We start from the raw sequence: 9345 nt of genomic DNA, 5'->3' as shown, positions 1-9345 counted from the left end.
CTGACGCCGCTGGCTGTGTGCCATTACAGCTGTTGCTTCGTTGAGGCTGATGCCGCTGCTTGCATGCGGGGCCGCTGTCGCTCCGTTGGGGCTGACGCCGCTGGCTGTGTGCCATTACAGCTGTTGCTTCGTTGAGGCTGATGCCGCTGCTTGCATGCGGGGCCGCTGTCGCTCCGTTGGGGCTGACGCCGCTGGCTGTGTGCCATTACAGCTGTTGCCCTGTTGACTGGTCATGCAATACACAGCATAATGTTGAACGTACCCAAAATATCAAAATTCGTTTTGCCCTGTTTTCACTCAAAGACGGTGCGATATCGGATGTACCTGAGATCCGGTTTTAACAACTGGATCTGGTTTTACGAGCTGTAATAACTCTTTGCGCTATTTCATGAGGGGACCCTGCGTTGCAGGCTTTCCGGCCACATATACATATATGAGCCCTGTGCGCATCGAATCTGCTTTTAAAGTACTGACTTTTGCTTTATAAAGCTTTTGGATCCATATAAGTAAATGATGTCAGTAATGAGCATTACACCATGCCCAATCAGGGGATGGCTATGCATGAGCCTGATCTCAGATCTCAAGTCTGATCTCAGAGCTGCAAATAAGCAGATATTTGAGCATGTCCTTACCCGGGGATGGTAAGTCTTTACTTACTGTTATGGCATGCATTCATTATTCACAGGCACATGGTAAGGCTTATCTGTCTTACTGTTGAGTATCTCTTCACAGGATACTTTTGTGCCTGCCTGCAGCTACGTTACAGGGGGATAATGATATCCTCCACCTGCCCAGGTCTTAAGACCAGGCAGCAGGGCCTGCGCGGTTGCCCAACCGTGCCGGTCGGACGGAAAGCAATGATAAATGCTCTTGACGTATCGATAATACGTATCCGTCCGGGTCAGTTAAGGCTTGTCCATGATCTGCACACTCTTTTCAGAATGTTCAGATCTCTATGCTGTTTCATTTTGCAGCATGTATTTTCTCAGCGACAGAAGTGCTGCAATGATATGCCTTATCACGCAAGGCCAAGGTATGTCATTCCACACTGTCCAGAGCCAGGCAGGTTCAACACAGAGAGTCCTGCCAGCTCCAGCAGGCCTTAACTGTCACGGTCAGCTGATACTCTGCTGTTTACAGTAATGGCAGAACAGTCCCGGAACATTATTTTATTATCCGGCCTCAACTTCGAGGCCAGCTGCAGTACCTGCCTGTCAGGACCACTGCAACATGTGCCGTCCTGATTGATTTCAGGACGGCTTTTTGCCTTTATCCCTTCAATTCTTTATCAGCAAGTGGGCAAGATATGAGCTCACTGCCCGCCCTCCCACAGCTGACTGCATTCTGTATTTGCCCGCACCCGACATCTGAATGCATCTTCACCTGACCTTATCTATGTCAACGACACACCGTCATCTCTCGTACTGCCAGCTGCCGCTCCATCTACAGCATCGGCATTGGCATTGGCATCGGCATTGGCATCGGCAACAGTACTTGTGCATTCTTATGCATATCCGTAAGCCTGGGCAGCATTACAGGCATGCGCCCGCTTTTTCAGGTTGAAGCTCTCCCTGCAGTCATTAACTGCGTGTGATGGTACTGGACCGTAATGCATGTCTGCATAGCTGACTTTTGTTAAGTGCTTCAGGGACAAATGATATGCTTTCTAAAGCTGTAAATAGTGAATAAATGGATACAGGCAGCTGGCAGCAGCTGCTCTTTGAGCTGCCTGCCACGCAACCCATTATGATGAAGACGGCTTGAGCATTTGCAGTCTTATGGCGGACATGATGTTGCCGCAGATGCTGACAGAGCCAGGCCAGGATCCTGGACAGTAAGGGATTGGACTGGACTGGACTGGATTGTATTGGCTGGTGGTTATGAGGCAGAAAAGATGATGTGAGTTTAGATGCGAGAGGATGAGGCTGGCAGAGTCTGTATGAGCGCGGACAGCTGCCGGGCAGGGAGCGGGGCTAATATTGACGTTCAGGGCGAAAAAAAAAGGCCTCCGGCACTTGCCGGAGGCCTTCTTTATTATGCAGGTCCTGAATCGATCTCAGGCTGCCTTGTGGGCTGAGCCCCGGCTCCCGGGGCACTGGTGAGCCAGTGCGCCGGGAGCCGGGGCGCCTTATCAGGCGGTGAAGAGCGGAATCAGACCGTAGATGAAAATAGTAATGATGATTACCGGAATGATATAGCGCACGTAGTGGAACCAGGCATTGTAGAGCACGCCCTTGAGCTCATGCTGATTGGTAAGCTCGTTGATGGAGTGCTCCTTTAACTGCCAGCCCACGAAAACAGTGGCACCCAGAGCGGTGATAACAAAGCAGATATTGCCTGAGAAGAAGTCATAAGCGTCGAATATGGACTTGTTTAAAATGGTGATATCAGACAGCGGTCCATTGGACAGGATGCAAGGAATGTTGCCCAGAACAAAAATGCTCAGCAGAGTAATGTTAATGGCACCCTTATAACGGATATGGAACTTCTCGTAGAGGACGGAAATGATTACCTGATAGATAGTCAGTGAGGTGGTCAGTGCAGCAATTACCAGCAGCATGAAGAATACAATGGCAAAGAAATTACCAAAGGCCATATTAGAGAAGGCAATAGGCAGGGTCTTGAACACCAGGGAAGGTCCGGCATCAGGGCTCAGACCGGCACTGAACAGTGAAGGGAAAATCATAAAGCCGGCCAGCACAGCAATGGCGGTATTGATAAGACCGGTAATCACAGCGGTACGGGCCATATTCTCGTGACGGTTCAGGTGTGAAGACAGGGTAATCATGACACCAAAACCAAGAGAAAGAGCAAAGAATACCTGACCTAAAACATCAAGGAGCAGCTTGCCACTGAGCTTGGAGAAATCAGGGGTAAGATAGAATTTTACGCCCTCAAGTGCGCCATCAAGGGTAAGATTACGGCCCACCATGATAATCAGGCAGATAAAGAGCATAGGCATGAGGAACTTAACGGAGCGCTCAATGCCGGCAATAATGCCTTTGCCCAGGATAAACCAGTTGGCCACCACAAAAAGACCGGTACAGACAGTGATGGTCAGAGGGGAGTTTTCAATCTGTTCGGTATAGAAAGCACTGGTCAGCTCTTTGGATACAGGGGCTGACAGATCAAGGCCGCCTGCTACACCCATCATGCCAAGGAAGACATGGTAAATATAGGAAATTACCCAGCCGCCAATAGGCATGTAATAGGACAGAATACCAAAGGATCCCAGCAGACCCATATAGCCAAAGAATTTCCAGGCAGGATTGTGAGTGGCGCCGGCCGGGAAGAAAGCGTCAACACTGTTAGTCTGGGCACGACGGCCAATGACATTCTCTACCAGAATGATAGGAATGCCCACCAGGAGCATAACCAGAATAAACATCAAAACATAAGCGCCGCCGCCATTCTCGCCTACCAGGTAGGGAAAGCGCCAGGTGGCACCAAATCCGATTGTAGCGCCGGCTACTGTCAGAATGTAGGTAAGTCGGCTGCTCCAGGTCTGTCTGGACATTGTAATTCCTCAAAAATTAAAACCGCATTGCTCTCAATGGCTACCAGATCCTGATCTGCATGACCTTGCCTCTGGGGCCTGCAGTGCATGCACACTGCACCTGTGTCCTGCCTGTGGCTGACTGGCTCAGGCAGCTGCATCATGATGCCAGCCTCAGGCGCCAGCCTGATGATCACTGCCTCAGGCAGCCTCAGGCAGCCTCAGGCAGTGCGTGGCCCGGCAATTGAGCTCAGAGTGCAGGGCTGAGCCTGACAGGCATGACTGCATCTGCCGTAACCTGTTGCCAGGCCGGCTCACTGACAGACAGAGCAAAGCCCTGTAAAGGTCTTCCTGTCTGACTCTCATGCACCATTGACATCATGATGTCAGCTGGAGCCGGCATCACCGGCCTTACGTACTGTGTCAGCCTGGCGCCGCTGCCCGGAGATCAAAGTCCTCAGGGAGCTGCACTGTCGGAGCTTATCTGAACGCTCAGCAGAACTGCTGTTGCGCTGGCCACTGGTAATAGCGGACTGGTAATAACGGTGCATGGGCCCCTGGGAAGAGAGCCTTGCGCACTGGGAGCACTGTGCAGCCTTAAGGCATAAAGCAGCGCTTCCAAAAGGCAATGCGTACTGTCTGCACGTCCGAAAAGGGAGCGGGCAAGTAAACTACCAGCCCTGCTGTCCGGACATATGCTGACAGCAATTAACTGTCCTGAACTTCTGAGGAAAAATAGCGCTAACGCTCAGCCCACCATGTGCGGGGCGCTTGCGCTATGTTTCAGCGCAGATCACCCGGGAGACTGTAACTGCAGTGCAGTTTCAGCCCCTGACAATGATCTCAGCAAGTCAGGCAGCATCATAATAAAAACCTGCCCTTACCATGTCCCTGGATCCAGACCACGTCCATCACCAGACCTGATAAACAGGCACGCCGTGCGCCATTGTAAACGATATAACCACTCATTACAAAATTCCCGGAGCACACACCCGCCCCATGCTCCGCTCTGACGCATGGGCATGCATAACAATGCGTTTTTTCAACAGCAACGCTTAACTTCCATGCCCCTGCCACACCTCCATCCACATCACATACCCCTCCCCCAACGGCTGCGCCCCTGCCTTGCTGCAGCTGAGCTGTGATGAACTGCAAATTACCCGGCCAGCCAGCCCCGGCATCATGAGCAGCTCAGCCCTGCAGACAGGGCAATTAAACTGTACTCCGCCATGCCGCAATCACCGCATGCTGCCCCACAGTGGTCACACCTCCGGGAACAGGGGCAGGCTTGAGCTGGTGCCTTGCAGTTTGCAGCTGGTGCGTCACCTGCGCCATACCGGCTTTTTGCTGCCATGCGCGGACCACCGCGTGCAGCCAGCCGTGCGCGGGCTGGCTGGGGGATGCCGCGCTCGGGCAGGCTGGGGGATGCCGCGCCGGTGTCACACATCAAAATACTAACCATGACCAGGCCCACGTACCGGACAGTTGCGTCATACTTGCGATACAGTCAGGACAGACATTCCAGACAGAAAGTACCGACGCGCCCGACAGTAGCGACAGCAGTGCCCAGGCGCCAGGTATGGCCAGGAATATCTGCCATGGCAGGCGGTGCTGGTAAGGCGGCGCCGTTTGCCGGGCTGAATTGTACGTCCTGGCTGCTGCCGGGACTAATTTGGTGATGGTGCTGTACCGTGTTGTGGTGTACTGTGCTGAATTTTGCACAGGCGGGCGTGATTTTTGCCTGTATCCTGTATACTGCCAGGCCCTGCCAGGTTCTTCCATGAGAGCACAGCCACAGCACAAAGCGCTGTGCTTTGGGGCCGGGGCGGCATTTCAGCTATAATGAAAAAGTTATTGTGTATAGGCAAAAGCCCGTTTGGCCGGGAGGGGGACTGTTTCCTCTCTGTTTTTTACGTCCGGGGCGATACATTTGAGATTGAGCAATGTCAAAGCAAATCAAAATAAACCTTGATGATAAAGTCTTTGAAGCGCTGGCTGCCCTGTCGTCACAACAGGGACAGAGCCTGCAGGAACGCCTGAGCAGTGCCTTAAACAGCCTGCTTGATCCGGCAGCACCTGCTCCAGCAGCTGACAGCTCCTCTCAAAATACACCTGGCAACTCCCGCCGCAGCCCGGATAAGGCAGCCGGTCAGGCAGGCGCAGCTCAAAATGCAGCTCGCCCTGCCCCCGGCGCAGCTGATGACGATGCCGCTGCAGCCCCGCCCCCAAGACGCAGAGGACGGCCACCCAAGGCCGCTACTCTGGCCGCACGTGCCGCTGCAGCCATGAATACTGCAGCATCAGCTCACAGTCCAGCCCCAGCCACCCGCGCAGCAGCTCCAGCAGCTGCACCTGCCGCCGCCGCCAGGGCTGCACTGGCTGGTGCTCCTTCAGCGGCCGCCTCAGCAAACGGCGCGCCGGTCAAGCGTGGTCGTGGACGTCCACGCAAGTATCCTCTGCCTGAATCTGCAGATCAGAGAGCATCCGGCGCCCGCGCAGCTCAGAGTGCGGCAGCTGCCGCAAAGGCTGCACGCCCGGCTGCTCCATCAGCTGCCCCGGCAGCGGCTGCAGGTGCTGCGGCTGCAGGTTCTGCTCCTGCTGCTCAGGCCGGCGCAGCGGCACCTGTGCGCAAGTCACGCGCTCCAAGAAATCGCTCTACTCCGGGTTACCGCCGTGGCCCTGAGAGTATTGCTCTTGCCATTGCCAATGGTCACCCTCACCCTTACTGGCGTGAAGGTGCCCAGCCAGGCCAGTACCGTTTTATCGATCTCTTTGCCGGTATTGGCGGTATGCACCTGGCCTTTGAAACTGCCGGTGCCTTCTGCGCCTATGCCAATGAGTGGAACAAGTACAGCCGTACTACCTACTTTGCCAACTTTGGCATGGAACCCCAGGACGATATCACCATGGTCCCGGTAAGCGATATTCCTCAGCATGACATTCTGGTAGCAGGTTTTCCCTGCCAGCCATTTTCCATTGCCGGTGTCTCCAAGAAAAACAGCATGGGCCGCGCAACCGGCTTTGCTGACAAGACCCAGGGCACGCTCTTTTTCGATGTCTGCCGCATCATAGCCGGACACCGTCCCCGTGCTTTTATGCTGGAGAATGTCAAAAATCTCTGCTCCCACGACCGTGGACGCACTTTCAGTATCATTAAGGAAGCCCTGCATGATCTCAATTATGAGGTCTTCTATGCCGTGCTCGATGGCCGCTTTTATGTCCCTCAGCACCGTGAGCGTATTGTTATCGTGGGCTTTGACCGCAAGCGCTATGGTCAGGGAATTGATTTTGCCTTCAACCTGCGTCCAAGCGAGCGCACCCTGGTGGTACGTGACATTCTGGAAAAGCAGGTAGCTGACAAGTACACCCTGTCTGACCGTCTGTGGAGCTTCTTACAGCGCTATGCCGCCAAGCACCGCGCCGCCGGTAACGGCTTTGGCTACGGCCTTGCTCCGCTCGATGGCATTACCCGTACTATCAGCGCCCGCTATTACAAGGACGGCTCGGAAATTCTCATTGCTCAGCCAGGCCGCAATCCACGCCGCCTGACTCCACGCGAGTGCGCCCGTCTGCAGGGCTTCCCTGACAGCTTTACCATCCCGGTATCCGATACCCAGGCCTACCGTCAGTTTGGCAACTCAGTAGTAGTGCCTCTGATGGCAGATGTGGCCCGTCTGGTCATCGAAAAGCTTACCGAGCTCGATGCCATTCCGGCCGCTCAAATTGTACCTGCCATTGATCCGTCTCAGATCAGTGCCGCCTTTACCAGCCACTCCTGTCCGGGCAATGTCTTTGTTTCAGGCGAGGGCAACACCCTTTCAGGCTTTGATGACTTTGACAGCGCAAGCCAGGACATTGAGGACTACGATGCCTCCAGCTACCAGGATTCTGATGAATCATCAGCTGACATGGCATCTGTCGAAACCTCAGAGAACTTCGCTGAGGGTGACGAAAGCAGCTACGACTATGCCGACTATGATGAGTCCGATGCTGACTATGCTGATGCCGATGCCGTCGATGCCAGTGCTGATGTCGACTATGCTGAGGCCGATGCCGTCGATGCCAGTTCTGATGTCGACTATGCTGATGCCGAAGCTGACTATGCTGAGGCTGACGACCAGCAGTGGGAGAGTGATCCTGATTACCAGGAGCAGGTCGACTATGATTATGAAGCTGACTACGACGAAGAGTATGCAGCTCATCAGTCTGACTGCGCAGCTGATGGCGTTGCTGCTGATGAAGCAGAGTCCCAGGAGTACTATGCTGCCGATGATGATGGCTATGCAGTGGCTGATGCAGAGGCTGATGCCTGTGCAGATGATGATGGCTATGCCCAGTCAGATGACGGCTACGATGAGCAGGAAGATTACGACTCTGAGTATGAGGATTATGACTACGCTGATTCAGAGTCTGACAGCCAGGCAGATGACCAGTATGAAGAGGACGCTGACTATGTTGCCTCAGCTGACAACTACAGCCTGCCTGAAGCCCAGCCTGCTGCAAATGCCAGTCTGCCTGCAGTTGCAGTAACCGATGCTCAGGCCGCCGCCAGTGCCGCACTGAGCGACATTGAGGCTCTGAAAAACATGGGAGCCAGTCAGGAGCTTAATGCTGCTCTCAAGAACACTGCAGATGAGCTCAATGCCGCTCTGGCCCGTGCCCGTGAGGCTATTTCCGCCCTTAACAGCGAGACTCAGGCCCTGAGCAAATTTGGCAATACCGTATCTGCTGTTGTGCCAGTCTTTACCGACATGGCTCAGCTCATGCTCACCAGCATTAATGCCATGGAGGGCAAGTCAGCTGCCCAGCCATTAGATGTAACTGCCCAGGAGATCAGGACCGCTCAGGACGACACCCAGGCCCACAGCTCACCTGCCGCCCCGGCTGAAAAGCAGGTCAGAAACGCTGCCCGACCTGCACGCGCCCGAGCTGCTCTCAGCACTGCACCGGGCAAAACCGCAGCTGCCCCGTCAGCCCAGAGCCGATCTGACTCTGTAAGATTCGCCCCGGCAACACACAAGGACAATCAGCAGGCCAGGTCCCCGGCCCCTGCTCAGCCGCATGCTCCGACTAAAGCCCCGGCCCAGGCTAAGTCACAGGCCCCGGCTCAGCCGCATGCTCCGGCTAAAGCCCCGGCTCAGCCACAGGTCAGAGCTCAGAGCAGATCCCCAGCGGCTGCAGCGACTACAGCCAGAGCTAATGCCAAAGCTCCAGCCAGGTCTCAGGCAGCTGCAGAAGCTTCTGCCCAGGCCTCACAGCAGGTCCCGTCCCGCGCCCCATCAGCAGGCAATGCTGCCTCCAGGCCAGCTGCCAGAACTCCAGCACGTGCGGCAGCCCCTGCGCCATCCGCCCCAAAGACCAGAGCAGCCCAGCCTCAGGTTCAGGCAAAGGCTAAGTCTCAGTCCCCTGCAGCTGCGCAGGGCGCTGCAGCCAGACCGGCTGCAAAAGCCTCTGCCAGCACCCGCTCCGAAGCCCGCAGTGGATCCGCAGCCAGTCGTGCAGGCAAAACACAGGCCCAGCCAAAGGCCCGCGCCCGAGGTGAAGATCAGGCCGCCGCCGCCAGCCGCGCAGCTTCAGCCGCTCCGGCAAAGAAACCGGCAGCTGCGGGCACTGCCAAAGCAGCCGCCGCCAAAGCTGTGCCTCAGAGTGCTGCTGCAGGCGCCGCTCCTGCAGTCAGGAGCACCAGGGCACGCCCTGCTGTTAAAGGAAAGGTCAAAAACATTCCGGCTGCAGATACTGTAGACACTGATCCAATGGCAGATATCTTTGAGGAAGATGAAATCTTCAGTCTCGTTCCTCAGGGCATGGACTTTGACGATCAGTAAGCACAGCCGTACTGTCAGTACTTG

2 protein-coding genes are annotated in these 9345 nt (G+C 55.2%); one reads left to right on the top strand and one right to left on the bottom strand.

What is annotated here, in order from left to right; translation table 11 throughout:
• Positions 1-2131: 2131 nt before the first annotated feature.
• Positions 2132-3517, bottom strand: a complete 1386-nt coding sequence (locus tag MXE39_RS06720) for a sodium-dependent transporter (RefSeq protein ID WP_246977834.1) — start codon at positions 3515-3517, stop codon at positions 2132-2134.
• 1922 nt (positions 3518-5439) lie between these two features.
• Between MXE39_RS06720 and dcm the strand changes: the two genes are divergently transcribed.
• A complete protein-coding gene (gene dcm, locus MXE39_RS06715) occupies positions 5440-9321 on the top strand; it encodes a DNA (cytosine-5-)-methyltransferase (RefSeq protein ID WP_246977833.1) in 3882 nt (1293 codons plus the stop codon).
• The last annotated feature ends 24 nt before the right edge of the window (positions 9322-9345 follow it).

It is taken from the genome of Anaerobiospirillum sp. NML120511, assembly GCF_023050955.1.
Classification (GTDB): domain Bacteria; phylum Pseudomonadota; class Gammaproteobacteria; order Enterobacterales; family Succinivibrionaceae; genus Anaerobiospirillum.
The sequence above is the reverse complement of the archived record's forward strand: the minus strand, read 5'-3'. Positions and strand labels throughout refer to the sequence as shown.

Bases quoted from the DNA above. Each gene is read 5' to 3' on its own strand.
- dcm (WP_246977833.1), top strand. From the start codon at position 5,440: ATGTCAAAGCAAATCAAAATAAACCTTGATGATAAAGTCTTTGAAGCG.
- MXE39_RS06720 (WP_246977834.1), bottom strand. From the start codon at position 3,517: ATGTCCAGACAGACCTGGAGCAGCCGACTTACCTACATTCTGACAGTA.